This window comes from Sphingobium sp. TomTYG65, from assembly GCF_055395525.1.
Map to the genome: position 1 here is coordinate 1,153,010 of NZ_AP027330.1, position 23,414 is coordinate 1,176,423.

At 63.4% G+C, this 23,414-nt stretch carries 29 protein-coding genes; 21 read left to right on the forward strand and 8 right to left on the reverse strand.

The window, feature by feature from the left end:
* Positions 1-53 precede the first annotated feature (53 nt).
* Together fabG and fabD are read right to left on the reverse strand one after the other, a co-directional pair.
* On the reverse strand, positions 54-794 hold the full coding sequence (gene fabG, locus ACZ5Y5_RS05690; protein ID WP_464810205.1) for a 3-oxoacyl-[acyl-carrier-protein] reductase: 741 nt from the start codon (positions 792-794) through the stop codon (positions 54-56).
* A gap of 20 nt (positions 795-814) precedes the next feature.
* A complete protein-coding gene (gene fabD, locus ACZ5Y5_RS05695) occupies positions 815-1,750 on the reverse strand; it encodes an ACP S-malonyltransferase (protein ID WP_464810206.1) in 936 nt (311 codons plus the stop codon).
* A 148-nt stretch (positions 1,751-1,898) separates the two neighbouring features.
* Between fabD and ACZ5Y5_RS05700 the strand changes: the two genes are divergently transcribed.
* The 9 genes from ACZ5Y5_RS05700 to rplI all read left to right on the forward strand — a co-directional run bounded on the left by ACZ5Y5_RS05700 (position 1,899) and on the right by rplI (position 9,177).
* A complete protein-coding gene (locus ACZ5Y5_RS05700) occupies positions 1,899-3,371 on the forward strand; it encodes an efflux transporter outer membrane subunit (RefSeq protein WP_464810207.1) in 1,473 nt (490 codons plus the stop codon).
* A complete protein-coding gene (locus tag ACZ5Y5_RS05705; RefSeq protein ID WP_464810208.1) occupies positions 3,361-4,800 on the forward strand; it encodes an efflux RND transporter periplasmic adaptor subunit in 1,440 nt (479 codons plus the stop codon). The genes ACZ5Y5_RS05700 and ACZ5Y5_RS05705 overlap by 11 nt, the downstream gene beginning before the upstream one ends.
* Before the next feature lie 4 nt (positions 4,801-4,804).
* Positions 4,805-5,512, forward strand: coding sequence for an ABC transporter ATP-binding protein (locus tag ACZ5Y5_RS05710; RefSeq protein ID WP_464810479.1), 708 nt, complete (start codon positions 4,805-4,807; stop codon positions 5,510-5,512).
* Positions 5,506-6,711 carry an ABC transporter permease gene (locus ACZ5Y5_RS05715; protein WP_464810209.1) on the forward strand — a complete coding sequence of 402 codons (1,206 nt, stop codon included), beginning with the start codon at positions 5,506-5,508 and terminating at the stop codon, positions 6,709-6,711. The genes ACZ5Y5_RS05710 and ACZ5Y5_RS05715 overlap by 7 nt, the downstream gene beginning before the upstream one ends.
* A 123-nt stretch (positions 6,712-6,834) precedes the next feature.
* Positions 6,835-7,197: an RcnB family protein gene (locus ACZ5Y5_RS05720; RefSeq protein ID WP_464810210.1), complete on the forward strand. Its 363-nt coding sequence runs from the start codon at positions 6,835-6,837 to the stop codon at positions 7,195-7,197.
* A gap of 140 nt (positions 7,198-7,337) precedes the next feature.
* Complete coding sequence (locus tag ACZ5Y5_RS05725) at positions 7,338-7,739, forward strand: BLUF domain-containing protein (protein ID WP_464810211.1); 402 nt, start codon at positions 7,338-7,340, stop codon at positions 7,737-7,739.
* 176 nt (positions 7,740-7,915) lie between these two features.
* Positions 7,916-8,329 (forward strand): 30S ribosomal protein S6, encoded by a 414-nt coding sequence (gene rpsF / locus ACZ5Y5_RS05730; RefSeq protein ID WP_464810212.1) that lies wholly within the window; start codon positions 7,916-7,918, stop codon positions 8,327-8,329.
* 13 nt (positions 8,330-8,342) lie between these two features.
* A complete protein-coding gene (rpsR, locus tag ACZ5Y5_RS05735) occupies positions 8,343-8,567 on the forward strand; it encodes a 30S ribosomal protein S18 (protein WP_004212076.1) in 225 nt (74 codons plus the stop codon).
* Positions 8,568-8,580: 13 nt separating this feature from the next.
* A complete protein-coding gene (gene rplI / locus ACZ5Y5_RS05740) occupies positions 8,581-9,177 on the forward strand; it encodes a 50S ribosomal protein L9 (protein WP_464810213.1) in 597 nt (198 codons plus the stop codon).
* Between the two features lie 289 nt (positions 9,178-9,466).
* On the opposite strand, the gene ACZ5Y5_RS05745 is transcribed toward rplI, so the two are convergent.
* Positions 9,467-10,177 carry a helix-turn-helix domain-containing protein gene (locus ACZ5Y5_RS05745; protein WP_464810214.1) on the reverse strand — a complete coding sequence of 237 codons (711 nt, stop codon included), beginning with the start codon at positions 10,175-10,177 and terminating at the stop codon, positions 9,467-9,469.
* Positions 10,178-10,339: 162 nt separating this feature from the next.
* Here ACZ5Y5_RS05745 and lgt point away from each other — a divergent pair, with 162 nt between their 5' ends.
* Both lgt and ACZ5Y5_RS05755 read left to right on the forward strand, forming a co-directional pair.
* Positions 10,340-11,242, forward strand: coding sequence for a prolipoprotein diacylglyceryl transferase (lgt, locus tag ACZ5Y5_RS05750; protein ID WP_464810215.1), 903 nt, complete (start codon positions 10,340-10,342; stop codon positions 11,240-11,242).
* Positions 11,232-12,302 carry a class I SAM-dependent methyltransferase gene (locus ACZ5Y5_RS05755; protein ID WP_464810216.1) on the forward strand — a complete coding sequence of 357 codons (1,071 nt, stop codon included), beginning with the start codon at positions 11,232-11,234 and terminating at the stop codon, positions 12,300-12,302. Before lgt ends, ACZ5Y5_RS05755 begins: the two co-directional genes overlap by 11 nt.
* Positions 12,303-12,371: 69 nt before the next feature.
* Here ACZ5Y5_RS05755 and gmk read toward each other — a convergent pair whose 3' ends face one another.
* The gene (gene gmk, locus ACZ5Y5_RS05760; RefSeq protein WP_464810217.1) at positions 12,372-13,037 is read right to left on the reverse strand and encodes a guanylate kinase; all 666 of its coding nucleotides are present in this window, start codon (positions 13,035-13,037) and stop codon (positions 12,372-12,374) included.
* Here gmk and ACZ5Y5_RS05765 point away from each other — a divergent pair.
* Complete coding sequence (locus ACZ5Y5_RS05765) at positions 13,036-13,665, forward strand: DUF2585 domain-containing protein (RefSeq protein ID WP_464810218.1); 630 nt, start codon at positions 13,036-13,038, stop codon at positions 13,663-13,665. The two genes, gmk and ACZ5Y5_RS05765, sit on opposite strands and share 2 nt — an antisense overlap.
* Here the strand turns inward: ACZ5Y5_RS05765 and ACZ5Y5_RS05770 are convergent.
* The 3 genes from ACZ5Y5_RS05770 to ACZ5Y5_RS05780 all read right to left on the reverse strand — a co-directional run bounded on the left by ACZ5Y5_RS05770 (position 13,662) and on the right by ACZ5Y5_RS05780 (position 15,974).
* A complete protein-coding gene (locus tag ACZ5Y5_RS05770) occupies positions 13,662-14,009 on the reverse strand; it encodes a hypothetical protein (protein ID WP_464810219.1) in 348 nt (115 codons plus the stop codon). The two genes, ACZ5Y5_RS05765 and ACZ5Y5_RS05770, sit on opposite strands and share 4 nt — an antisense overlap.
* A gap of 40 nt (positions 14,010-14,049) precedes the next feature.
* On the reverse strand, positions 14,050-15,432 hold the full coding sequence (gene fumC, locus ACZ5Y5_RS05775) for a class II fumarate hydratase (protein ID WP_464810220.1): 1,383 nt from the start codon (positions 15,430-15,432) through the stop codon (positions 14,050-14,052).
* Positions 15,433-15,497: 65 nt separating this feature from the next.
* Entirely contained in the window at positions 15,498-15,974 is a 477-nt protein-coding gene (locus ACZ5Y5_RS05780) for an SspB family protein (protein WP_464810221.1), read from the reverse strand.
* Between the two features lie 97 nt (positions 15,975-16,071).
* Here ACZ5Y5_RS05780 and hisB point away from each other — a divergent pair, with 97 nt between their 5' ends.
* From hisB to ACZ5Y5_RS05810, 6 genes are all read left to right on the forward strand, one after another.
* Positions 16,072-16,659: an imidazoleglycerol-phosphate dehydratase HisB gene (gene hisB / locus ACZ5Y5_RS05785; protein ID WP_464810222.1), complete on the forward strand. Its 588-nt coding sequence runs from the start codon at positions 16,072-16,074 to the stop codon at positions 16,657-16,659.
* Positions 16,656-17,273: an imidazole glycerol phosphate synthase subunit HisH gene (hisH, locus tag ACZ5Y5_RS05790; protein ID WP_464810223.1), complete on the forward strand. Its 618-nt coding sequence runs from the start codon at positions 16,656-16,658 to the stop codon at positions 17,271-17,273. The genes hisB and hisH overlap by 4 nt, the downstream gene beginning before the upstream one ends.
* Positions 17,274-17,300: 27 nt before the next feature.
* On the forward strand, positions 17,301-18,038 hold the full coding sequence (hisA, locus tag ACZ5Y5_RS05795; RefSeq protein ID WP_464810224.1) for a 1-(5-phosphoribosyl)-5-[(5-phosphoribosylamino)methylideneamino]imidazole-4-carboxamide isomerase: 738 nt from the start codon (positions 17,301-17,303) through the stop codon (positions 18,036-18,038).
* Positions 18,039-18,150: 112 nt separating this feature from the next.
* On the forward strand, positions 18,151-18,915 hold the full coding sequence (gene hisF / locus ACZ5Y5_RS05800; protein ID WP_464810225.1) for an imidazole glycerol phosphate synthase subunit HisF: 765 nt from the start codon (positions 18,151-18,153) through the stop codon (positions 18,913-18,915).
* Positions 18,916-18,950: 35 nt separating this feature from the next.
* Positions 18,951-19,271 carry a phosphoribosyl-ATP diphosphatase gene (locus ACZ5Y5_RS05805; RefSeq protein WP_464810226.1) on the forward strand — a complete coding sequence of 107 codons (321 nt, stop codon included), beginning with the start codon at positions 18,951-18,953 and terminating at the stop codon, positions 19,269-19,271.
* Between the two features lie 72 nt (positions 19,272-19,343).
* The gene (locus tag ACZ5Y5_RS05810; RefSeq protein ID WP_464810227.1) at positions 19,344-19,916 is read left to right on the forward strand and encodes a hypothetical protein; all 573 of its coding nucleotides are present in this window, start codon (positions 19,344-19,346) and stop codon (positions 19,914-19,916) included.
* On the opposite strand, the gene ACZ5Y5_RS05815 is transcribed toward ACZ5Y5_RS05810, so the two are convergent.
* The gene (locus ACZ5Y5_RS05815) at positions 19,913-20,818 is read right to left on the reverse strand and encodes a histone deacetylase family protein (protein WP_464810228.1); all 906 of its coding nucleotides are present in this window, start codon (positions 20,816-20,818) and stop codon (positions 19,913-19,915) included. The two genes, ACZ5Y5_RS05810 and ACZ5Y5_RS05815, sit on opposite strands and share 4 nt — an antisense overlap.
* A 58-nt stretch (positions 20,819-20,876) precedes the next feature.
* Here ACZ5Y5_RS05815 and ACZ5Y5_RS05820 point away from each other — a divergent pair, with 58 nt between their 5' ends.
* The 3 genes from ACZ5Y5_RS05820 to ACZ5Y5_RS05830 all read left to right on the forward strand — a co-directional run bounded on the left by ACZ5Y5_RS05820 (position 20,877) and on the right by ACZ5Y5_RS05830 (position 23,402).
* Positions 20,877-22,331 carry a L,D-transpeptidase family protein gene (locus ACZ5Y5_RS05820; protein WP_464810229.1) on the forward strand — a complete coding sequence of 485 codons (1,455 nt, stop codon included), beginning with the start codon at positions 20,877-20,879 and terminating at the stop codon, positions 22,329-22,331.
* A 6-nt stretch (positions 22,332-22,337) separates the two neighbouring features.
* The gene (locus tag ACZ5Y5_RS05825) at positions 22,338-22,631 is read left to right on the forward strand and encodes a hypothetical protein (RefSeq protein ID WP_464810230.1); all 294 of its coding nucleotides are present in this window, start codon (positions 22,338-22,340) and stop codon (positions 22,629-22,631) included.
* A gap of 90 nt (positions 22,632-22,721) precedes the next feature.
* Positions 22,722-23,402, forward strand: a complete 681-nt coding sequence (locus ACZ5Y5_RS05830; RefSeq protein WP_464810231.1) for a murein L,D-transpeptidase catalytic domain-containing protein — start codon at positions 22,722-22,724, stop codon at positions 23,400-23,402.
* Positions 23,403-23,414: the final 12 nt, after the last annotated feature.

Sequence of the window (23,414 nt, forward strand, 5' to 3'; positions counted from 1 at the left end):
ATCGCCCGGTTGCAAATGGGAGGGGATGGGAAGACGCTCGAATCGCCGCCGCCTCAGATCATCGCCATGCCACCGTTTACGTGTAGCGTCTGTCCCGTCACATATCCCGCTTCGCGGCTGGCCAAGTAGGCGACCGCCGCGCCAATGTCTTCGCCGTTGCCAAGGTCGCCTGCGGGAATTTTCTGCAGGATTGCGCCCTTCTGCGTGTCATTGAGCGCATCGGTCATGGCGGAACGGATGAAGCCGGGCGCGACGCAGTTCACGGTGATGCCGCGGCTCGCCAGTTCCTGGCCCAGCGACTTGGACATGCCGATGATGCCCGCCTTGGACGCGGCATAGTTGACCTGGCCGGGATTGCCGGTGACGCCGACCACCGAAGTGATCGAGATGATACGGCCGAAGCGGGCCTTCATCATCGGCTTGGCCGCGGCGCGAGCAAGGCGGAAGGCGGCTTCGAGGTTGACGGAGATGACGTCCGACCATTCTTCATCCTTCATGCGCAGCACCAGATTGTCACGGGTGATGCCTGCATTGTTGACGAGAATGTCGATCTTGCCGCCGAGCGCCTCGACAGCCTGAGGCACCAGCGCATCCACGGCGGCGGGATCGCCGAGGTTGCAGATGAGCGTCTTGTGATCGCCGCCCAGCTCAGCGGCGAATGCCTTGAGCTTTTCCTCATTGCTGCCCGAAAGCGCGAGCGTTGCGCCTTGCGCAGCGAGAGCCTTGGCGATGGCGGAACCGATACCGCCCGAAGCGCCAGTCACCAGCGCGGTCATTCCCGTGAGGTCGAACATAATTTCTTGTCCTTATCTTTTCAAAAAGAGGCCAGGGCCGCTTCGATATCATCCATGGTCACAACGCTGCGCACCGTAGCGTCAGGAGCGATGCGCTTTACCATGGGGCCGAGCACCTTCCCGCCCAGTTCGACGAAGTCGGTGACGCCCGCTTCCCACATGGCGGCGACGGATTCGCGCCAGCGGACGCGGCCGGTTACCTGTTCGACAAGGCGCGCCTTGATCTCTTCGGGATCGGCGATCGGCGCGGCGAGGACATTGGCGTAAACGGGAAGCAGCGGGGTCGCGATGGCGGCTTTGGCAAGAGCTTCCTCCATCGCATCGGCTGCGGGCTGCATCAGCGGGCAGTGGAAAGGCGCGGAGACGGGCAGCAGCACGCCGCGCTTGATGCCATGATCCTTCACCAAGGCGACCGCGCGCTCGATTGCGCCGCGGTGCCCGGAGATCACGACCTGCGTTGGATCATTGTCGTTGGCGACGGTGCAGACTTCGCCTTCCGCAGCAGCGTCGGCCAGCGCCTGCGCCTTTTCAATGTCCGCGCCCAGCAGAGCCGCCATTGCGCCCTCTCCCACCGGCACGGCGGCCTGCATCGCCTGGCCCCGCAGCTTCAGGAGCCGCGAGGTCGTTCCGATGTCGAAGGCTTCGGCAGCGCAGAGGGCGCTATATTCGCCAAGGCTGTGACCTGCGACGAAGTCTCCCTTTTCAGCCAGCGAGAAGCCGCCCTCACGCTGCATCACGCGCAGGGTGGCGAGCGCGTTCGCCATGATCGCGGGCTGAGCATTTTCGGTGAGGGTAAGGTCGCTTTCCGGACCTTCTACCATGATGCGGAACAAATGCTGCGACAGGGCGTCATCGACCTCCTGAAACAGTTCCTTCGCGGCCGGGCTCGCATCGGCCAGCGCCTTGCCCATGCCGACAGACTGGCTGCCCTGCCCCGGAAACAGAAATGCCCTCATCATTCACCCCTTGCCGCAAAGCGCCTGAAAAAGCGCCATTTCATGATCGTTACACTTTGAGACACAAATGCCGTTGAGGCATCCGGGCCATTTCGGCAGTCTCCTTATTTGGACTGCCGCCACCCCCTCAGGTCGCGTCCCTTTAACGATGACGGAGTGCAAGGAAAAGGTGCGATATCGCATTGGCTGGATCATAGGGAGTGCGCTGACGCTGTCCGCCTGTGCAGCAGGTCCCGACTACAAGGCCCCGCAGCCTGCCGCGCTTGGCGTACCCGCCAGCTATTACGGCCGGGGCGGCAGCGCGCCCGCCGATCAGGCGGAACTGGCGAGTTGGTGGACGCGCCTTAACGACCCGGCGCTAAACAGCCTGATCGATCAGGCGATCGCCAGCAATCTGGACATTGTCCAGGCGCAGGCACGGCTGCGCCAGGCGCGCGAATCCCTGCGGCAGGCGAACGCAGGCTTTCTGCCGCAAGTGAATGCGTCCGGTTCAGGCGGGCGCAACTATAACAGCGCGGGCGGCGGAACGCGGGTTGTAGATGGCAATGTGGTGTCCAGCGGCTCGGGCAAATGGAGCAGCAGCTATTCGTTGGGGGCCAATGCCAGCTGGCAGATCGATCTGTTCGGTGAGCTTTCCCGATCGGCCGAAGCCGCGCGGGCGGACCTGGCGGCGTCGGGCTACGACCTTGCCAACGTGCGGATGACGATCATCGCCGAACTGGTCACCAACTATGTTCAGGCGCGGCAAGCGCAGGCCCAGCTTCGCATCGCGCGGGAAACGCAGGCGGTGCAGCAGGACAATTATAATATCGCCAGGTGGCGGCTGCAGGCGGGCCTTGTGTCTTCGATCGACGAGCAGCAGGCGCGGGCGCAACTGGCGCAGACCAATGCGACCGTCCCTCAGCTGGAGGCGAGCCTGCGCGGCAGTTTGAACCGCATCGCCGTGCTGACTGGCCAAGCGCCGGGAGAGGCGACCCGCATGCTGGAGACGCCGGCGCCCATTCCGGCTGCCTCCGCCAGCATCGCCACCGGCATCCCCGCCGACACGCTGCGCCAGCGGCCTGACGTGCGCAGCGCGGAACGGGCGCTGGCGGCCGCCACGGCGAGGATCGGGGTTGCGCAGGCGCAGCTTTATCCGTCGCTGGGGATCAGCGGGAATATCGGCACCAACGCCACCTCCTTCAGCAATTTGTTTAACCTGATCACCGGCGGGGTGTTCGCCAATGTCGCGCAGGTAATCTTTGACGGGGGGCGGCTGGCGTCTCAGGTCCGTTCGCAGAAGGCGGCGACCGATGGCGCTTTCGCGGCCTACAAGCAGAGCGTCCTCACCGCGCTGGAAGATGTGGAAAACGCCATGGCGTCACTCACCAGCGCACGCCAGCGTGCAGCGGAGTTTCGCACCGCTTTCGAAGCATCCAACAATGCCGCGATCCTGGCGCGCAGCCAGTATCAGGCGGGGCTGATCGACTTTCAAACGCTGTCCACCAGCGAAACCACCCTGCTGAACGCGCGCAACAGCCTTGCCGCCGCGCAGGCTGATGAGGTCCTGGCCGTCGCCCAGCTTTACAATGCGCTGGGCGGCGGTTGGCAGAACATGGAAAACCGCCCGAATGAGCAATGATGTGAGCAAGGACCAGAATCTGGACGACTTTCTGGGTGCGCGGCCGGAGAAGCCGTGGCGCAAATGGGCGGTCCGCGGCGCGATCGGCGTAGCGCTGCTGATCCTGATCCTGCTGCTCGCCCGCTGCTTTTCGGGGAGCGATCAGCCCAATTATGCGACACGAGAAGTGCGGCGGGGCGACCTGACCGTCACCGTGTCGGCGACCGGCAATCTGAAGCCCATCAACCAGGTCGATGTGGGTTCCGAACAATCAGGCAAGATCACGCGGGTCTATGTCGATGTGAACGATCGGGTGACGAAGGGACAGCGGCTCGCCGAACTGGATACCCGCCGCCTTGTCGATACCATCAACCAGAACCGGGCGCAGGTGGCCGCTTCCCAGGCAAGCGTCGCACAGGCGCAGGCGCAGGTCTCGCTGGCCAAGGCGACGCTGGACCGGCAGCTGAATGTCTTCCGCCTTTCCGGCGGGCGCGTGCCCGCGAAGACCGAGCTGGACGCAGCGCGGGCCGATTATCAATCGGCACTCGGCAATCTGCGCGCGCAGCAGGCTCAAGTGAGCGTAGCTCGCGCGCAGCTTTCGACCGCCCAGACCAACTTGTCCATCGCGCAGATCGTGTCTCCGGTGACGGGCGTCGTTCTGTCGCGCGACATTGAGCCAGGGCAGACCGTCGCCGCTTCGCTCAATGCTCCTGTTCTCTTCACCATCGCCGAGGACCTGACGCAGATGGAAGTCGAAGTGTCGGTCGACGAGGCCGATGTCGGTCAGGTCAAGGAAGGCCAGCCAGCGACCTTCGCCGTCGACGCCTTCCCCGGCAAGAGCTTCCCGGCGCGGGTGACGCGAGTCAATGTCGGCTCGAACGCGTCGAGCAGTTCCTCTTCCTCCGCCTCCTCGGGCAGCGCCAGCACGGCCAGCACCACCGGGACGGTGGTCGCCTATACCGCCGTGCTGGCGGTCGATAATAAGGACGAAACGCTGCGCCCCGGAATGACGGCCACGGCCGATATCGTGACGCAGCAATTGAGCAATGTGCTGCTGGTCCCCAACGCTGCACTGCGCTTCAAGCCGAGCGCCGGTGATAAGGGGGGCGGCATCACCAGTCAGATCGTTCCCGGTCCCCGCCGCTTCCGCCGTGGCAATGCGCGGCAGGTCAGCTTTGGCATAGGCAGTAGCCAGACCGTCTATGTGATCGGCGCGGACGGCAATCCCAAGGCAGTGCAGGTGGTGGTCGGCGCAAGCGACGGCGCGCGTACCGTCATCACCGGCGGCGACCTGAAACCCGGCATGCGCGTCATCACCGGGCAGCTGGCGGCGGGGCAGGAACAGCCCGCCGAGGATAGCGCGAATGGCGGATCAGGCGGCGGTCAACGGCAGGGCCGTGGCGGCGAGGGCCGCGAACCGCGCGGCACCGGCCGCCAAAACGGCACCTGATCCCATGGGCGATCCGATCATCTCCTTGCGAGGCGTGACCAAAATCTATGGGTCAGGGCCGACGGCTTTCCAGGCGCTGAAGGGCATCGACCTCGACATTGCGGAGGGCGATTTTGTCGCCGTCATGGGGCCGTCAGGCTCCGGCAAATCGACGACGATGAACATCCTTGGCTGCCTCGACGTGCCGAGCGGGGGCGAATTCCTGTTCAAAGGGCGTCATGTGGAAACGCTGGACCGCGATCAGCGCGCCTTGCTGCGGCGGCGCTACCTTGGCTTCGTGTTCCAGGGCTTCAATCTGCTTTCGCGCACCACCGCGCTGGAGAATGTGGAGCTTCCCCTGCTTTATAGGGGAGAGGACAAGAAGACGCGTTATGACGCGGGCATGGCGGCGCTGGACAAGGTAGGCCTGAAGGATTGGTGGGACCATACGCCGGCTGAGCTGTCCGGCGGGCAGCAGCAGCGCGTGGCGATCGCCCGCGCCATCGTCACCCATCCTGCCGTGCTGCTGGCCGACGAACCGACCGGCAATCTGGATTCGGAGCGATCCGTGGAGATCATGGAGTTGCTGACGGACCTCAACAGGAACAGCGGCATCACCGTGCTGATGGTGACGCATGAGCCCGACATGGCAGCCTATGCGCGGACGATCGTGCATTTCAAGGACGGGCATGTGGAGCGGGTCGAGGAAGGGGTGAGGAGACTGAATTGCTAGGCACCACCGTCATCCTCGCCTTCCGCGCGATCAACCGGCACAAGCTGCGCAGCTTCCTGACCACGCTGGGCATCATCATTGGCGTGGCGGCGGTCGTTACCATGGTGACGCTGGGCAATGGGGCGACCGCTGCCGTGCGCCAGCAGATCAGTTCGCTGGGCGCGAATGTGCTGCAGCTTCGCCCGGGGCAAGGCTTCGGCCGTGGCGGCGGAGGGCCGCGACCGCCAGACTTCAAACCCGCTGACCTCACCGCGATCGAAAATCAGCTGACCGGCGTGCGCGCGGTTGCGCCGCTGGTGCAGTCGAGCGGAACGGCGATTTATGAAGGGTCGAACTGGTCCACCACCGTCTATGGCACCACTGCGGCTTATTTCGAGGTGCAGAGCTGGAAGGCTGACACGGGCCGCCTGTTCATGCCGGAGGAAGAAGAGGCGGGCAAACCCGTCTGCATCATCGGCAATACGGTGCGAACCAACCTGTTCCAGGGCAGCGACCCGGTCGGCAAGCGGCTGCGCATCAAGGGTGTGTCGTGCCAGGTGATCGGCGCGCTCGCCACGCGCGGGCAAGGCGGCTTTGGCGACCAGGATGACGTGGTCGTCATGCCGATAAAGTTCGTGCAGCGGCGCTTCACCGGCGACCGGGACATCAGCCAGATCATGATCGCGGTGGACGACGCCTATGACACCTCCACAGTGCAGGCGAGCCTGGAGGAACTGGTGCGCGAGCGGCGCAAGATAAAGCCGGGCGCGGAGGATAATTTCAACGTCTTCGACACCAAGCAGATCAGCGACACGCTGACGGGCACCACCACTATCCTCACTCAGATCGTCGCGGCCGTGGCTGCCATTTCCCTGCTGGTCGGCGGGATCGGCATCATGAACATCATGCTGGTTTCGGTGACGGAGCGGACGCGAGAGATCGGCATTCGTCTGGCCATCGGCGCGGTCGCGCGGGAAGTGCTGATGCAATTTCTGGTGGAGGCGATCGTGCTGTCCTGCCTCGGCGGCCTGATCGGGCTGTTCCTCGCCCTCATCGCCTCGGTCGCCATCGCGCCGCTGATGCAGGTGCCCTTCATCTTCGACGTCAAGGTGAACCTGATCGCTTTCCTCTTTTCGGCCGCGATCGGTGTCGTGTTCGGCTATTTCCCGGCGCGGCGGGCGGCGGCGCTCAATCCCATCGACGCGCTGCGACACGAATGAGCGCTGATACAATTTCAGACAGTTAAGCCGCCATCCTGGCACAAGCTTGCGACAAGTCTTGCCTAAATCTGTCTTCAACGCCGCAGCAACGGCGCAACAGATTAAAGCAAAGGAGCAAGTGAGATGATCAAGAAACTGCTGATGAGCCTGGCCGCAACCACGATGGTCGCCAGCCCCATGGTCGCAGCACAGGCGCAGGCCGCGCCGCACCGTGAAGTAACCCGCGTGGTAAAGCATGGCCCGCATGGCCGCACGGTGGTGAAGCAAAAGACGGTGGTGCGGAAGAATGATTATCGCCGCTGGGCCAAGGGTCAGCGCTTCGACCGCCGCTACGCCCGCGATTATCGCGTGATCAACAATTATCGCGACTATCGCCTGAACGCCCCGCCGCGCGGCTATCATTGGGTCCGCTCAGGCAATGACGCGGTCCTGGTCGCGATCACCAGCGGTATCATCGGCGCGGTGATCGGCAGCGCCATCCGTTAATCCGCTCCTCCCATTGGTGGAGCTGCGCCCCGGGGATCTCTCTCCCTCCGGGGCGCTTTCGCATGATCAAGGTTAAACACGAAATCTAAAGCGTTTCCGGGCGATATGGCGGCGTTGGAGCGGCGTCATCGGGAAACATAATGTCCTTATACCAGATCATGTATATCAGCAGCGCTCAAGGGAGCGTCACAGCCGACCAGTGCGCGGCCATCGCTCGCGCGGCGGCAGTCCGGAACCGTTTGGCGGACGTAACCGGCCTGCTGCTGTTCAATAGCCGGCGCTTCATCCAGGTACTTGAAGGTCCGCAGGCGGCGGTGGAGAGCGTCTACGAACGCATCCGGGAGGACGAACGCCATCGGGGCGTCGTGAAACTGCGGGAAGCTGCGATCGTTGCGCGCGAATTTGGCGATTGGGGCATGGCCTATGACGACCCTGCCCAGCCCTCCGCCAGCCTGAAAGACAAGGTCGCCGTTCTGCTTGACCGCGCGGGCGCATCGACCCGCGCGCATTTCATCGGAACGGCGGAGATGCATCGCCGATAAAGACGCGCCGGGCAGGCAGCATCCGCTTGCCTTTCGTGCATGTTTCAGCCATAGGCGCCGCTTCGCACAGCCGTGGGGTGACTCGCGGCGGGTGAATGAATGCTTGAGACGACAGCCGGAGGGGCGTTCCACATGGGGTGGGCGTCAGCGATCGGCCAACAGATGAGGCAATACCCATGGCTCTTTACGAGCATGTGTTCCTTGCGCGCCAGGACCTGGCACAGGCGCAGGTGGACGCGCTGGCGGAAACCGCCACCAAGATCGTCGAGGATAATGCTGGCAAGGTCACCAAGGTCGAGACCTGGGGCCTGCGCAGCCTCGCCTACAAGATCGCCAAGAACCGCAAGGCGCACTATGTGATGCTGAACATCGACGCCCCCGCCGGCGTCGTCGCGGAACTGGAGCGCCAGACCCAGATCAACGAAGACATCATCCGCTACATGACCGTCAAGGTCGATGAGCTGGAAGGTGGCCCCTCGGTCATGATGCGCAAGCAGGAACGCGCTGAGCGCGGTCCGCGCGGCGATCGTGGTGACCGTGGCGATCGCGGCCCGCGCCGTGAGCGCGAAGAAGCCCCGGCTGGCGAATAAGGAGATCTGAACAATGGCACGCCCGTTTTTCCGCCGCCGCAAGAGCTGCCCCTTCGCCGCCAAGGATGCGCCGAAGATCGATTACAAGGACGTCCGTCTGCTGCAGGGCTTCGTGTCCGAGCGCGGCAAGATCGTCCCCAGCCGCATCACGGCTGTGTCCGCCAAGAAGCAGCGTGAGCTGGCCCAGGCCATCAAGCGCGCCCGTCACCTGGGCCTGCTGCCCTACATCGTGAAGTAAGGGAGAAAGACCCATGGAAATCATTCTCCTTGAGCGCATCGAAAAGCTGGGCGCGATCGGCGACGTCGTCACCGTGAAGGACGGTTACGCTCGTAACTTCCTGCTGCCCAACAAGAAGGCTCTGCGTTCGAACGCCGCCAACAAGAAGGTCTTCGAAGCCAACCGCGCGAAGATCGAAGCCGACAACGCCGCCCGCCGTTCGGACGCCGAAAAGGCTGCCGAGGGCGTCAATGGCAAGCAGATCGTCCTGATCCGCCAGTCGTCTAACGCCGGCCACCTCTATGGTTCGGTCGCCGTCCGTGACGTGGTGGAAGCGCTGCACGCCGAAGGCATCACCAACGTCACCAAGGCGATGGTCGTGCTGGAACGCCCGATCAAGACCTTGGGCGTGTTCGACGTCAAGGTCGCGCTACACCCCGAAGTCGTCACCGTCATCACGGTGAACGTCGCCCGCTCGCCCGAAGAGGCCGATCTGCAGGCGCAGGGCGTGGACGTGATGGCTGACCTGTTCGAAAAGGACGAGGCCGGCTTCACCGAAGACTATGATCCGAACGCGGAACCGGGCGAAATCGCCGCGGAAACCGAAGAAGCTCCGGCTGAAGAAGCCTGAGTTTTCGGACCTGACTGCAAAAAGAAAGCCGCCCCTCACCGGGCGGCTTTTTTGTTGTCGCGATGGACGGAAGACCCGGCGGCCGCGGGAATATTCGACAGACGCTTAGTTCGCAACGCTTGCCGCTATGACCCGCCATCCTGAACTTGGTTGAGGAGCCATAGCACCCAAGAGGCCCAAGCATGATCCGGAGACATGGATGCTGGGCCGGAGGCCATTGCAGCTAAATAAGTTCAGCATGACGTTTCAGGATGAGGACGGCAGCAATTGGTTGCCCCGAACAGCCGCCTCAATAGTCGATGCGGATATGCACCTGCGATTTATCAACGCCTGCATACTGGGCGATCTGGCGCTTTGCAGCGTCGATGACCTCATGAAGCTGCTGGCCAGCAAGCGGAGCGTCAGCCGGGACGGATTCGCGTGGCGCGGATGCTGCTTCGCCCAGCACCAGCTGCTGTTCTGTCAGGCCGAACACCTCCGCCAGGATGAGCAGGCTCTTGCGCCGAGGCATCGTCTTGCCCGTTTCCCACGCCCAGAGCGAAGGCTTGCTGAACCCGGTCCGTTCCGACAGCGCGGTACGGCTAAGGCCACGTTCACGGCGCAAGCGACGTAGGCGTTCGGGCAGCATTTCCGGACCACCGCCTTGGACGACATGATCAACCGGCCCGCTATTGCGGCGCATGCTGCTACGCAGCCGGGTCGCACTGACAGCCGCCTGGGGCAGCGCTTCATCGAAACGGCAACCGAATAACGGTTCATCCAGCCAAACAACGCGAGCGGCGACTGTGCCCGCTTCGGGAAGAGTGACCAGCACGACCTGACCAAGCTTCAGTTTCGACGCGGTTTCGACCAGCATGCCCGCCGTCGAAATATCGTGGACCATGACTTCGGCGGGCTCTTCGCCCAACGCTCCCGGCACTTCCAGGCGGATAGGCCAGCGCTCGGTTGCGCGCTTTTCGCCAGATACCGGCGATTGTTCCACGAAGGGGTCGATAGACATACCGCCATGAGTGCCATGACAGAGGTTTCCAACAGGTTAACGACCGCCTAAGTGCTGGTCCGATTTGGGACATGAACGCTATTTCTGCTTTACCCCTTCACCCCCGCGCCAAATCTGTTGGGAAATTGACAGCCCCCTTCCCTCGCCGCCCCAACCTGCTCTATGGCGAAGGCCATATTTCCCAAGGGGAACGACAACTTGATCCTTGACCTTGCCGCCGCCGCTTCGGGCGCTATCCGCTTCGATCAACTGGGGCTCAGCCCGGTTGCACTGGACCTCGGCTTCTTCACGCTCAAATGGTACAGCCTCGCCTATCTGGCGGGCATATTGGTCGGCTACTGGTATTTGCTGAAGCTGGTCGCGCAGCCCGGTTCGCCCATGGCCCGCCGTCATGCCGACGACATGATCTTCTACGCAACGCTGGGCATCATCATCGGCGGGCGGCTCGCCTATGTCTTTTTCTACCAACCGGAAATCCTGCGCAACCCGCTCGATATCTTCAAGCTGTGGAATGGCGGCATGTCCTTCCATGGCGGGGTGATCGGCGTGTCGCTGGGCGTGCTTTACATGGCGCGGAAAGAGAATCTGTCCTGGCTGCGCATCCATGATTATGTCGCCTGCTGCGTCCCCTTCGGCCTGTTCTTCGGCCGGCTCGCCAATTTCGTGAACGGTGAATTGTGGGGCAAGGAAACGGACGTTCCCTGGGCGGTGATCTTCCCGACCGGCGGCCCCTTCCCCCGTCACCCGAGCCAGCTTTACGAAGCCTTTTTCGAAGGCATCGTCCTGTTTCTCATCCTCGCCTTCGCCTTCTGGAAGACGCGGGCGCGGTACAAGCCGGGCCTGCTGGTCGGGCTGTTCCTGTTTTTCTACGGGCTGTTCCGTTTCGGCATCGAATATTATCGCGAAGCCGACGCGCAGCTCATGGAATTCGCCGCGCGCACGGGCCTTCATATGGGCCAATGGCTGTGCGTGCCGATGATCCTGGGCGGCCTCTACCTGATCGTGACGGCGAAGGGCCGCCGCGTCCGCGTCGAACCGATCGCAGGCAGTGCGAGTGTCAGCTGAACCGCTGACGCTGGCTCAGCGCCTCGCGCGCCAGATCGATGCGGGCGGACCGATTTCGGTCGCCCATTATATGGCCGAGGCGAACCAGCATTATTATGGGACCCGCGACCCGCTGGGCGCGGCGGGCGATTTCACTACTGCGCCTGAGATCAGTCAGATGTTCGGCGAATTGATCGGCCTGTGCCTCGCCGATGTGTGGATGCGATCGGGCAGCCGCCCCCATGCGCTCTATGCTGAGCTTGGGCCAGGCCGCGGGACACTCGCCTCCGACGCTCTGCGCGCCATGGGGAGTATCGGCTTCACCCCTAAGCCCCATTTCGTCGAAACCAGTCCCAGCCTGCGCGAGCGTCAGCGCGCCGTCATGCCGATGGTCTTTCACCATGATGCGGTCGGCGACCTGCCGGAAAATGGGCCGCTGCTGGTCGTCGCCAACGAATTTTTCGACGCACTACCCGTCCGCCAGATCGTCCGTAGCGGCGATGAATGGCGGGAACGGGTCGTCGTGCGGTCCGACGAAGCGCAGCCTGACCGTTTCGAGGCGATGCCCGGTTATCGCCGCGTGGAAGCGGGCATTCCCGCCATTGCGGCCGGCGCGCCTGAAGGGGCGATATTGGAGATGCCCCTTGCCGGGACCGCCATCGCGCTCGACCTCGCCCAGTGCATCGCCCGGCAAGGCGGCGCCGCGATCATCATCGACTATGGTTATGAGGGCCCGGCGGTCGGCGACACCTTGCAGGCCGTAAGAGGGCATCAATTCGCCGATCCGTTTCTGGACCCCGGCGAAAGCGACTTAACGACCCATGTCGATTTCACGATGATCGGCAACATGGCCCGACAGGCGGGACTGAGAGTGCTCGGGCCGGTTGGCCAAGGTCAATTCCTGCGCCAGCTGGGCATTGATGCGCGGGCCGATCAGTTGGCGCGTACGGCCCCTGCGCGAGCGGCGGAAGTGGAGGCTGCGCGAGTGCGGCTGACGGCCGACGATGCGATGGGCACGCTGTTCAAGGCAATGGCCTGGGTACACCCGGAATGGGCCGAGCCTGCGGGATTTGAGGCCTAAGCCCCCCAAAAAAAGGCGCTCTGCGTTTCTCGACTTCGCTCGAAACGAACGGAAGGCCCTGGCTCTCCCTCAATCTTCCTGATGATAGCGGCTTAACCGGCGGATGAAGCCGATGAGGCCGGTCTGGCGGCTGCGCTTCATGCGTTCGGCATGCAGGATGGTCTGGACGCGCCGGAAGCAATCCTCCGCATCGACATTGCACAGCACATAATCATAGCCGTCCCAGTGAGCGATTTCGTTGGCCGCGCGCGACATGCGGCCTTCGATCACTTCCTCGCTGTCGGTGGCGCGGCCACGCAGGCGGCGTTCCAATTCCTCCATCGAGGGCGGCAGGATGAACACGCGGACGACGTCGCCGCCGGCGATTTGGTGCAGCTGCTGCGCGCCTTGCCAATCGATATCGAACAGCACGTCCCGGCCGCTCTTCAGCATTGCTTCGACCGGCGCGCGAGGGGTGCCGTAGCGCTGGCCAAAGACATGCGCCCATTCCAGGAACTCGTGATCCGCCGTCATCCGGCGGAACTCTTCCAGATCGACGAAATGATAATCCTTGCCCTCAACCTCACCCGGCCGCATCGGCCGCGTCGTTGCCGACACAGACATGGCAAGGTCCGGCTCTGCCGCCAGAAGCTTGCGCGCGATGGTGGATTTGCCCGCGCCAGAAGGCGAGGAAAGAACGAAGAGCACGCCACGCCGCTTGAAATCGGGCGTCTCGATGGGGATGCTGTCGGCCATGGCCGCTAGTGACGCCGTGGAAAGCATTTGGCAAGAGGCCGCGCAGGGGGATGATCTATTGAGACGCAAGGCTATCCGCAACCGGCGGGGTTTTCTCACGGCGGGGGTCATCGCGCTGGCGACCTGCGCGATGCTGTTCCTGATGGCGCGGCCGCCCATCTGCACCTGCGGCTATGTCGAACTGTGGCACGGCGCGCTCGACAGCGGCAACAGCCAGCATATCGCGGACTGGTACAGTCTGAGCCATGTGATCCATGGCTTCCTCTTCTACGCCGGTGCGTGGGCAGTGATGCGGCGACAACCGATCGGTCCGCCCCTGGCGCTGGCCGTCCTGGTCGAATGCGTGTGGGAGATATTGGAAAACTCGCCGGTCATCATCGACCGCTATCGCGCGGCGACGATCGCGCTGGGCTATAGTGGCGACAGCATTTTGAATTCGATGAGCGACGTCGGCATGATGACGCTGGGCTTCCTGTTCGCCGCTCGCGCGCCGGTGTGGGTCACGGTCTGCGCAGGGATTGCGCTGGAACTGATTGCACTCGCAATGATCCGCGACAATCTGACGCTTAACGTGCTGATGCTGGCTTGGCCGATACAGGCAGTGAAAGTCTGGCAGTCGGCACTTTAGGGCTTGGAAGCACGCGCCTTTCGCGCTTCGGATATCGGCACAGGCTGTCCGCTGAGATCGGGCAGCGCCTTGGCAGCCCGCTTGCTGTCCAGATCCCGTTTGGTTTCATAAGCCTTGCCTGCGAGATAGGCGCCAGTCACGAACAACGCGCCCAGCGGATAGCGCATGATCAGGCGCTTTGCGCCTAGCCCCGCCACCAGACCGACAACGCCCTTCTTGCCCGTGGCCGCCGCCACGCGCGCAGCGACGACCGCCGCACCCAAACGCGCCGTCTTTCGCAGCAGGCCCGCCTTGCGGGGCGGACGGACGACGACGAGGGGCTGATTTGGGGCGATCTTCTTCATATTGCCCTTAATGTATCGCAAGATCGGCGGTTCCACCAGTTCACACCATATTTTCCGGCCGTACCAACCGATCGAAGCTTTCCTCATCGATGAGGCCGAGCGCCAGGCCAGCCTGCTTGAGCGTCAGCCCTTCCGCATGGGCGTATTTCGCGATCTTTGCCGCATTGTCATAGCCAATTTCCGGCGCGAGGGCGGTGACGAGCATGAGGGAACGATCGACCAGTTCGGCAATCCGCTTCTCATTGGCTTCCAGCCCGTCCACACAGCGTTCGGCAAAGCTTTGCATGCCGACGCTCAGCAGATGGATGGACCTCAGCACCGCAGCGCCGATCAGCGGCTTGAAAACATTGAGTTCCAAATGCCCCTGAAGGCCGCCGACCGTCACCGCCTGGTGATTGCCAATGACCTGCGCCGCAACCATCGTCAGCATTTCGCACTGGGTCGGGTTGACCTTGCCGGGCATGATAGAACTGCCCGGTTCATTCGCGGGCAGATCCAGTTCGCCGAGGCCGGAGCGCGGGCCGCTGCCCAGCAGGCGGATATCATTCGCGATCTTCGTCAGCGCTACCGCAAGGGTGGAAAGGGTGGAAGAGAGGTGCACGAGCGGATCGTTGGACGCCAGCGCCTCAAACTTGTTGTCCGCGGTACGAAAGGGCAATCCAGTGATTGCTGCAATTTCCCGTGCCATCGCTATCCCAAAGCCTTCCGGAGCATTGAGCCCGGTGCCGACCGCGGTGCCGCCCTGCGCCAGCGCCATCATGCCGTGCATGACCGCTGGCTCGATCCTCTTGCGGCAACGGTAGAGCTGGTGCGCGTAACCCGAAAATTCCTGGCCCAATGTCAGCGGCGTGGCGTCCTGCAGATGAGTGCGGCCAATCTTGACTACATCGTTCCACGCCTGCGCCTTCGCATCCAGCGCCTGATGAAGACGGTCGAGCGCGGGGAAAAGCTGATCCATGGCGGCTCGCGCGGCGGCGATGTGGAGGGCGGTTGGGAAGCTGTCGTTGGACGATTGTCCCATATTCACATGATCATTGGGATGCACCGGCGACTTGCCGCCGCGTTTGCCGGTCAGCGCTTCGTTGGCGATGCCCGCGATCACTTCATTGACGTTCATGTTCGACTGGGTGCCGCTTCCCGTCTGCCATATGACAAGGGGGAATTGATCGTCATGAACTCCGGCGATCACCTGCGCTGCTGCCGCCTCGATCGCGTCTGCAAGTTCGGGTGCGAGCCCTTCCGTGCGATTGACCCGTGCTGCCGCCTGTTTGACGATGGCGAGTGCATGAACGATGCCGATCGGCATGCGCTCGGTCGCGCCGAAAGGGAAATTTTCGATGCTGCGCTGGGTCTGCGCGCCCCAATAGGCGCTGGCGGGCACCTCTATGGCGCCGATGCTGTCGGTTTCGGTGCGGCTATCCATGCGAAGGCTCCCAACGGGTGAGGTCGGGAGCTAATTTGGGAGGCGGTGCGGCTGTTCGCCAGCTCTTATTTCTTCTTGCCGAAATCCACGGTGACGACGTTGGAGCCGTCTTCGCTCTTCACCTGCGGCGCGTCGTTTTCCGCTTCTTCATGCGGCTCGGGCGATCCGTCGGACTGCACCTGGAATTGGAGCGCGAAATTCACCGCCGGGTCGACGAAGGCCGTGATCGCGGCGAAGGGAATGACGAGATGCGCCGCCACCTGGTTGAAGGTCAGGCTGACCTCAAACCCGTCGCCGCTGACCTTCAGGTCCCAGAATTTATTCTGGAGGACGATGGTCATTTCGTCGGGGAAGCGCTCCACCAGCTGCTTGGGAATAGCGACTCCCGGAGCCTGGGTCTTGAAGGTGATGTAGAAATGATGCGCGCCCGGCAGACCGCCGGAACGCTCGACTTCGCCCAGTACGCGGCCAACGACGGCGCGCAGGGCCTCCTGCACGATTTCGTCATAGGGAATCAGGCTGTCGGGCAAGTCATCGCTCATGCCCCAATGTCCTAACGGCGCAGCGCGGCGGGTCAAGTGCGCCCCAACACGCAACGCCACATTGCATGCCGCCCCCACTTCGGTATAGGGCGCAGCCATGCGCACGGCCGAAATTCACCGCAACACTGCGGAAACGCAGATCGACGTGACCGTCAACCTGGACGGCACGGGCGTCTATACCGTTTCTACCGGCATCGGCTTCCTCGATCACATGATCGAGCAGCTGTCGCGTCACTCGCTGATCGACATGGAAGTGAAGACGGTCGGCGATCTGCATGTCGATCAGCATCACACGACCGAGGACACGGCGATCGCGATCGGCGAGGCAGTGGCCAAGGCGCTAGGCGACAAGCGCGGGATCACCCGCTACGGCAGCGTCTATTCGCCGATGGACGAGACGCTGAGCCGCGTGTCGCTCGACATTTCCGGGCGTCCCTGGCTGGTGTTCAACGCGAATTTCACGGTCCAGCGCCTCGGCGAGTGGGATACCGAGATGATCGAGCATTGGTTCCACAGCTTCGCACAGGCTGCCGGCATCACGCTCCACGTCGAAAATCTATATGGCAGCAACAATCACCATATCGTGGAAAGCTGCTTCAAGGGGCTTGCCCGTGCGCTGCGCCAGGCGGTGGAGATCGATCCGCGCAAGGCGGACGCGATCCCATCCACCAAGGGGATGCTGTGACTGCGCTCGCCCTCATCGACTACGGCGCAGGCAACCTTCATTCGGTCCATAATGCCCTGCGCAAGGCGGGCGCGAGCGATGCCGTCATCACTGCCGACCCCGAAGTGGTGGCGAACGCGGATCGCATCGTGCTGCCCGGTGTGGGCGCTTTTCGGGCCTGCATGGATGCGCTGTCCGCCATCCCCGGCATGATCGATGCGATGAATGAGGCGGTGGGCCAGCGCGGCACCCCCTTTCTTGGCGTATGCGTCGGCATGCAGCTTCTCGCCGATGCAGGCGAAGAGTTTGGGCGGCATGAGGGCCTTGGCTGGATACCCGGCACGGTGCGGCTGATCGAACCGGCGGACCCGACGATCAAGGTGCCGCACATGGGCTGGAACAAGGTGGTGCTGAACGGCGCGCCGCCGCTGCTGGAACCAGGCGAGGCCTATTTCCTGCACAGCTATCATTTCGAAGCCAGCGATCCCGTCCATGTCGCGGCGGTTACCGATCATGGCGGCCCGCTGGTCGCCGCCGTCGCCCGCGACACGATCATCGGATGCCAGTTCCACCCGGAAAAGAGCCAGACCTATGGCCTTTCCTTCCTGTCCCGCTTTCTGGAGTGGCGTCCCTGAGGCTGCTCGAACCGCACGGATGAATTTATGTCGTTGATCGTTTTCCCCGCCATTGATCTTAAGGGCGGCCAAGTCGTCCGCCTGGCTGAGGGCGACATGAACCGCGCCACCGTCTATGGCGATGATCCTGCCGCCCAAGCGCTGATTTTCGCCGAGGCAGGTGCCGAGCATCTGCATGTCGTCGATCTCGACGGCAGCTTCGCGGGGCGCGCGGTCAATGCAGAGGCGGTCGAGAAGATCGTCGAAGCCTTTCCGGGTCATGTCCAGCTGGGCGGCGGCATTCGCAATCGGGAAGCGGTCGAGCGCTGGTTCGACCTGGGCGTGTCGCGGATCGTGATCGGCACCGCCGCACTCAAAGACCCTGAGTTTGTGAAGGCCGCTGCTCGCGACTTCCCGGGCGGTATCGTCGTGGCTGTTGATGCACGGGACGGCTTCGTTGCGACAGACGGCTGGGCCGAAAAGTCCGATATGCCGGTCGCCGACCTCGCTCGTCGGTTCGAAGACGCAGGCGTCGCCAGCTTGCTCTTCACTGATGTGGGCCGCGACGGGCTGCTGAAAGGCTGCAATATCGAAGCGACCGTCGACCTCGCGCGCTCGACCAACATTCCAGTTATCGCCAGCGGCGGCGTGGCCGGAATCGCGGACATTCGCGTCCTCAGCCTCCATGCGGAGGAAGGGATTGAGGGCGTCATTACTGGCCGCGCGCTCTATGATGGGCGCCTGGATTTGAAGTCAGCGCTCGCGGTGGCGAAGGCGGCGGCGTGAATTCCTTTTTCTCACGCTCCGTTCGCGCTGAGCCTGTCGAAGCCCTGCTCTTTTCTTCAAGGAAGAATAGCCCTTCGGCAAGCTCAGGGCGAACGGGAAAAAGTGGCGACCTATGACCGTCTGCACCCGCGTCATCCCCTGCCTCGACGTCGCCAATGGCCGAGTGGTGAAGGGCGTCAACTTCGTCGATCTTCGCGACGCGGGCGATCCGGTCGAACAGGCGCGCGTCTATGATGCCGCGGGCGCGGACGAGCTTTGCTTCCTCGACATCACAGCCAGCCATGAGCAACGCGGCACCATATTGGATGTGGTGCGCCGCACCGCAGAGGTCTGCTTCATGCCGGTGACCGTGGGCGGCGGCGTACGCAGCCCGGAAGACGCCCGCGCGCTGCTGCTTGCCGGGGCGGACAAGGTTGCCGTCAACAGCGCCGCGGTGGCGCGTCCCGAAGTGGTCGCCGACATCGCCGACCGCTTCGGCAGCCAGTGCGTCGTCGGCTCCGTGGACGCGCGCCGGGTAGGCGAAAATCGCTGGGAAATCTTCACCCATGGGGGCCGCAAGCCCACCGGCATCGATGCGGTCGAACATGCTGTACGGCTCGCGAAGCTGGGCGCGGGCGAGTTGCTTGTCACCTCCATGGATGGAGATGGGACGAAGCAGGGCTATGACCTCGCCCTTACCCGCACCATTGCCGATGCGGTGTCGGTTCCGGTGATCGCCAGCGGCGGCGTGGGGACGCTGGAGCATCTGGTCGAGGGCGTGATCGAGGGTCATGCGAGCGCCGTGCTGGCTGCCTCCATCTTCCATTTCGGGCAGCATACGGTGGCTGAAGCGCATCGGGCACTGGCGGCTGCCGGGGTGCCCGTCCGTAACTTTTGATTGACGCGGCCAGCACCGGCCGCTTGATGGACGCCATGCGATCGACCCTCTTTGACCTGGAAAAGACCATCCGCCAACGGCGGAGCGCCGACCCCTCCACATCCTATGTGGCGAAGCTCACCGCACGCGGCCGGGGCAAGATCGCACAAAAGGTTGGCGAAGAAGCGGTGGAAACCGTCATCGCCGCCATGACGTCCGACAAGGATGGCGCAATCGGCGAGAGTGCGGACCTGCTATTTCACCTGCTCGTCCTGCTGGGCGACATGGACATCCCCCTTGACGCCGTGCTGGATGAACTCGACCGGCGCGAAGGCGTGTCCGGCATCGCCGAGAAAGCCGCGCGTCAGGCGGATTAGTTCCGCCGCCGGAAAGATTCCGCTGCCTCCGCGTTTCCCCTTCGCTTCGCGTGAACAGGGACAGGAGAGCATATGGTACGGACGGTCGTCGGCGGGCTTCTAGGCGGCTTCGCCCTATATGTGATCCGCTTCCTCTTCTGGGGAACGCCGCTCAGCGCCCTCGCCTTCCACCGCGCGGGCGAAGCGCCGAGCGCCAATCTGCAGGCTGCGCTGGCGCAGGCGCTGACACCGACCGGCACTGGCGTCTATATCATTCCCGATCCCGCCAGCGCGCAGGGCACGATCCTCTATGGCAAGGGCCCGGTAGCCACGGTCTTCTATAATGTGAGCGGCTTTCCTGTTACCGACAGCGCAGCGCTGATCGGCGGGCTGATCCTGGCGCTGGTAGTGGGGCTGGCGATCGCCTTTGCCCTGCGCTTTACCGCCGCCGATTTCGGCAACCGCGCGCGGATCGCGGTACTCTTCGCCCTCGCGGCCGTTTTGTGGCTGGATTTGGCCCAGGCAGTGTTCAACCATGTGCCCTGGGGACATATCCTCTACCTCGCTTTCAGCGATTTCATCGCCCTGGCTGCTGGAGGGCTGGTAGCGGCGAAACTGATGGAGAACCGAGTGGTCACCACGACAGAGGCTGGAACGCTGCACTAATCACGGCGCGCTGACTCGCCCGCCAGCCGGATCATGCAGGCGGCGTGGCGTTGCGCCACCGCCATCTTGTCTTCGCCATACCCCCCACCCATGGTGCTCGCGAGCGGAATACCGCGCTCGCGGGCCTCTCGCATCACCGCCCGATCGCGTGCCGCCAGTCCGGCATCGGTCAGCGACAGGCGGCCGAGCTTATCCTCCGCATGGGGATCGACTCCCGCCTGATACAGAACAAGGTCTGGCGCGAAGGCGTCGAGCGTATGGGGCAGTACGTCCATCAGGGCCGCCAGATAATCCTCGTCGCCAGCACCGTCAGCCATCGCAATATCCAGCGAAGACCGAGCCTTGCGAACAGGAAAATTCTTTTCCGCATGGATCGACAGGGTGAAGACGTCCTGCCGCCCAGCCATCAGTTGCGCTGTGCCGTCGCCTTGATGGACATCGAGGTCGAGGATCAGGATGCGGCGCGCGTCGCCCTCCGCGATCAGCCGATTCGCGGCGATGGCCAAGTCATTGAACACGCAATAGCCTGCGCCGCTGTCATACAGGGCGTGATGGCTTCCGCCCGCCGCATTGGCCGCATAGCCGTGCATCATCGCCAGCTTTGCCGCCGCCCAGGTCCCTCCTGGCGACAGCATCGACCGCCGCCGCACCCGATCAGTCACAGGAAAGCCGATCCGCCGCGCTTTTTCCGGTGGCACATTGAGCGTGGCGACCTCTTCCACATAGGCCGGATCGTGCACCGCCTCGATCCAATGCCGCGGAATCGTTTCGGGTTCATGTACGGTAAAGGCAGCCCCGCTTAAGCTAAGTGCCTCCATAACAAGCCCATATTTATCGAAGCGAAAACCGCTTCCCGCTGTTGCGGGAGCGACATAGGCAGGATGGTGAACAACATGGAGCATCATCTTTTTCCGTGATCGGAAGTTTGAACGATGGGGGCTTTGCGCTATCTGGTCCAGCATGAACCGTCCCAATCTGATCCGTTTCTACCTCTCCCCCCTGCTCGGCCTGGCGGCCGCGCCTGCTTTGGCGCAGCCGCCGGCCGTTGCGCCGACGCTGCCTGCGCCCGCCCCGCCGGTCGTCGCGCCGCCTGCCGTGGTGACGCCACCGCCGGTGCCGATCCCGGCCCCATCGGCCGCGCAACAGGCCTGGCTCAATAGTTGGCTGAAGGGCGGCGCCGAACAGGGACTTATGGCCCGCAGCAAGGCGACGAGCGCACTTAGCGGCGATGCGCTCATCTCGGCTGTGCTGGACCGCGCCAAGGCGCTTAGCACCGGACGCGTCGACACGGCCGACTTCCTCAATATCTGGGCGCTGCGGCCCGCTCCTTTCGACCCACGCCCTGGCCTCGCCCGCGCGATCGCCGAGGATCGTTTGCCGCAATGGGCCGCTGGCCTGACGCCGCCCTATTCTGGCTATGACGGCCTGCGCCGCGGCCTCGCCAGTTATGAACGGATTCGCGATGCGGGCGGCTGGCCCGTGCTGACGACAAAGTCCGCTCCCGACGCGGTGCGCAAGCGCCTCGCCATCGAGGATAAAAGCGTTCAGCCCGGCGAAAACCTGACCGACGCGCTTCAGCGGGCGCAGCGCCGCTATGGGCTCAACCCCACCGGCCTGCTCGACGCGCGCACGATCAAGGAACTTAATGTTCCGGTCGAAGATCGCATTGCCGCGATCATGGCGAATATGGAACGCTGGCGCTGGATGCCACGTCAGTTGCCAGTCAACCGCGTGCAGGTGAACATCGCCGCCGCGGTCCTTACCGTGTTCGAGGGCGATCAGCCGGTCACGTCCATGCGGGCCGTTACCGGAGCGCCAGACAATGCGACACCGATGCTGACGTCCAGCATCCATTCGATCGTCGTCAATCCGCCCTGGAACGTGCCGGCCTCCATTGCGAAGAAGGAACTATGGCCCAAAGGTCGGGCCGCCTTGTTGCGGCAGGGGTATAAGATCGTCGGCACGCCCGAAACCGGAGAGCGCATCGTTCAGCCCGCTGGACCGAGCAGCGCGCTGGGGCGGTTGAAGTTCGACTTCAACAATCCGTTCGCCGTCTATCTGCACGACACCCCTGCCCGCGCGAAATTTTCGAGCTATGACCGGCTCGCCAGCCATGGCTGCATCCGTTTGGAAAAGCCGGTGCCGCTGGCTGAACTCATGCTGCAGGACGATCCCAAGCTGTCAGGCCAGGTGCAGTCGCTGATCGACACCGGCAAGACGCAGCGCGTGCAATTGCCCAAGGAAGTGGCGGTCTATCTGCTTTATTGGACCGCCTTTGCCAGCAGCAACGGCACCATGAACTTCCGGTCCGACCCCTATGGCTGGGACAAGCTGCTCGCTCAGAAGATCGAGGCATCGAGCCGCCGTCTGGACCCCATGGCTGCTCCTGCGGCCACCATCGCATCGAAGGATTAAGACCCAATGCGCAAGATTGCCCTCGCCGTTCTCGTCGGCGCGCTCGCCCTTTCCGCATGCGGGAAGAAGGAAGAGGAAGCGCCCGCGACCAACAATCTGGTCGAGCCCCCGGTTGAAAATGTGATCATTGAAGAGCCCGAGGCGCCGCTACCGCCCGCCAATAATGCCGCTGCCGCGCCGGAACCCGCGCCGCCGCCGAGCATTTCGGAACAGCAGCAGATCCAGGATGATGCCGAGGCGACCGGCATGACGGCGCGGCTGGACAATCAGCCGTCCGAAGGAAGCAATTCGACCAATTGAGCCAAAGGCTGGCCGCCTTCGGACGAATGGCGGCCGCCCCTCTCCGCCCTGGTCTTGGACTGTTAAGACCTCTTTGCTATATTGGCCGTCATGGATCGCCGCAGTTTCACGAAGCTCGCTTTGAGCGGGCTCGCTTTTTCATTTTTGGCCGATAGCGCCGGTCGGGCCGCTCTGACGAGCGCGCCGCAGCCCGCAGCGCCCTTACCACCGCCGCCCACGCCGCATCCGGTAACGCCGCTGGCGAAGCAGCCTTATGCCAAGCTGCTCGACCGCGCAAAGGCGGCGCTGGACGAACATTCTCATTTGTTCGCGCTACGCGACCGGGTGGCCTTGGCTGACTTTAACGCCCCCTCACGCGAGTTGCGTTTCCATATTGTCGATCTGGTCGGCGGCCATTCCAGTTCCTATCTGGTCGCCCATGGCCGGGGCTCCGATCCGGCGCATTCGGGCTGGCTTCAGACATTTTCGAACGAACCCAATTCGCTTGCCAGTTCGGCAGGCGCCTACAAGACGGGCGAGATTTACGAAGGGCAGCATGGCCGGGCGATGCGTCTGGCGGGGCTCGATCCGCAGAATAACAATGCAGAGATGCGCGCCATCGTGATCCACGGCGCAGATTATGTGAGCGAGGATCATATCGCCACCTGGGGCAAGATCGGCCGAAGCGAAGGCTGCTTCGCAGTCGCGCGCCACATGCTGCCGCAGTTGCTGGGGCTGCTAGGACCGGGGCGAATGGTCTATGCGAACAAGCTGGGGTCGGCTGACGCTTGAACTGAGCCCGGC